The sequence below is a fragment of the Bacillus sp. Xin1 genome, assembly GCF_013314535.1.
GTDB lineage: Bacteria > Bacillota > Bacilli > Bacillales > Bacillaceae_G > Bacillus_A.
On the sequence record NZ_JABUAE010000106.1, the window covers coordinates 1 to 2,954 of the forward strand.

Annotated in this window: 1 rRNA gene; it reads right to left on the reverse strand. The window is 51.6% G+C overall.

What is annotated here, in order from left to right:
* Positions 1-2,899, reverse strand: a 23S ribosomal RNA gene (locus HRG09_RS27780); the annotation flags it as partial.
* Between the last annotated feature and the right edge of the window lie 55 nt (positions 2,900-2,954).

Here is a 2,954-nt window from a genome sequence, read left to right on the forward strand (position 1 = left end):
GTATTCGTCAGCTCCACATGTCACCATGCTTCCACCTCGAACCTATCAACCTGATCATCTTTCAGGGATCTTACTAGCTTACGCTATGGGAAATCTCATCTTGAGGGGGGCTTCATGCTTAGATGCTTTCAGCACTTATCCCTTCCGCACATAGCTACCCAGCTATGCCCTTGGCAGAACAACTGGTACACCAGCGGTGCGTCCATCCCGGTCCTCTCGTACTAAGGACAGCTCCTCTCAAATTTCCTACGCCCACGACGGATAGGGACCGAACTGTCTCACGACGTTCTGAACCCAGCTCGCGTACCGCTTTAATGGGCGAACAGCCCAACCCTTGGGACCGACTACAGCCCCAGGATGCGATGAGCCGACATCGAGGTGCCAAACCTCCCCGTCGATGTGGACTCTTGGGGGAGATAAGCCTGTTATCCCCGGGGTAGCTTTTATCCGTTGAGCGATGGCCCTTCCATGCGGAACCACCGGATCACTAAGCCCGACTTTCGTCCCTGCTCGACTTGTAGGTCTCGCAGTCAAGCTCCCTTATGCCTTTGCACTCTACGAATGATTTCCAACCATTCTGAGGGAACCTTTGGGCGCCTCCGTTACACTTTAGGAGGCGACCGCCCCAGTCAAACTGCCCACCTGACACTGTCTCCCGGGTCGATAAGACCCGTAGGTTAGAATTTCAATACAGTCAGGGCGGTATCCCACCAGCGCCTCCACCGAAGCTAGCGCTCCGGCTTCAAAGGCTCCCGCCTATCCTGTACAAACTGTACCAAAATTCAATATCAGGCTACAGTAAAGCTCCACGGGGTCTTTCCGTCCTGTCGCGGGTAACCTGCATCTTCACAGGTACTATAATTTCACCGAGTCTCTGGTTGAGACAGTGCCCAAATCGTTACACCTTTCGTGCGGGTCGGAACTTACCCGACAAGGAATTTCGCTACCTTAGGACCGTTATAGTTACGGCCGCCGTTTACTGGGGCTTCAGTTCAGAGCTTCGCTTGCGCTAACCCCTCTCCTTAACCTTCCAGCACCGGGCAGGTGTCAGCCCCTATACTTCGCCTTACGGCTTCGCAGAGACCTGTGTTTTTGCTAAACAGTCGCTTGGGCCTATTCACTGCGGCTTTCCGTTAAGAAAGCACCCCTTCTCCCGAAGTTACGGGGTCATTTTGCCGAGTTCCTTAACCAGAGTTCTCTCGCTCACCTTAGGATTCTCTCCTCGCCTACCTGTGTCGGTTTGCGGTACAGGCACCTTTTATCTCGCTAGAAGCTTTTCTTGGCAGCGGGGAATCAAAGACTTCGCTCCATAAGGAGCTTCCCCATCACAGCTCAGCCTTCACGATAAGCGGATTTGCCTACTTATCAGCCTAACTGCTTGGACGTGCACAACCAATCGCACGCTTCTTCTATCCTTCTGCGTCCCTCCATTGCTCAAACGATAAAGAGGTGGTACAGGAATATCAACCTGTTGTCCATCGCCTACGCCTGTCGGCCTCGGCTTAGGTCCTGACTAACCCTGAGCGGACGAGCCTTCCTCAGGAAACCTTAGGCATTCGGTGGACGGGATTCTCACCCGTCTTTCGCTACTCATACCGGCATTCTCACTTCTAAGCACTCCACCAGTCCTTCCGGTCTGACTTCACTGTCCTTAGAACGCTCCCCTACCACTGATACCATAGGTATCAATCCGCAGCTTCGGTGGTGTATTTAGCCCCGGTACATTTTCGGCGCAGAGTCACTCGACTAGTGAGCTATTACGCACTCTTTAAATGGTGGCTGCTTCTAAGCCAACATCCTAGTTGTCTAAGCAACTCCACATCCTTTTCCACTTAATACACACTTTGGGACCTTAGCTGGCGGTCTGGGCTGTTTCCCTTTTGACTACGGATCTTATCACTCGCAGTCTGACTCCCAAGGATAAGTCATTGGCATTCGGAGTTTGACTGAATTCGGTAATCCGATGAGGACCCCTAGTTCAATCAGTGCTCTACCTCCAAGACTCTAACACTTGAGGCTAGCCCTAAAGCTATTTCGGGGAGAACCAGCTATCTCCAGGTTCGATTGGAATTTCTCCGCTACCCACACCTCATCCCCGCACTTTTCAACGTGCGTGGGTTCGGGCCTCCATTCAGTGTTACCTGAACTTCACCCTGGACATGGGTAGATCACCTGGTTTCGGGTCTACGACCACGTACTAAACGCCCTATTCAGACTCGCTTTCGCTACGGCTCCGCCTCTTCAGCTTAACCTCGCACGGGATCGTAACTCGCCGGTTCATTCTACAAAAGGCACGCCATCACCCGTTAACGGGCTCTGACTATTTGTAGGCACACGGTTTCAGGATCTCTTTCACTCCCCTTCCGGGGTGCTTTTCACCTTTCCCTCACGGTACTGGTTCACTATCGATCACTAGGGAGTATTTAGCCTTGGGAGATGGTCCTCCCGGATTCCGACGGAATTTCACGTGTTCCGCCGTACTCAGGATACATTCAAGAGAGAACGAAGTTTCGACTACGGGGTTGTTACCCTCTGTGACGAGCCTTTCCAGACTGCTTCGTCTACCTCGTTCCTTTGTAACTCCGTATAGAATGTCCTACAACCCCAAGAGGCAAGCCTCTTGGTTTGGGCTAGATTCCGTTTCGCTCGCCGCTACTCAGGAAATCGCATTTGCTTTCTCTTCCTCCAGGTACTTAGATGTTTCAGTTCCCTGGGTCTGTCTTCCTTACCCTATGTATTCAGGTAAGGATACCATACCATTACGTATGGTGGGTTTCCCCATTCGGAAATCTTCGGATCAAAGCTTACTTACAGCTCCCCGAAGCATATCGGCGTTAGTCCCGTCCTTCATCGACTCCTAGTGTCAAGGCATCCACCGTGCGCCCTTTCTAACTTAACCAAACTAAAATTAAAAAATATGAGCTACACTGTTATCTAGTTTTCAAAGAACATAC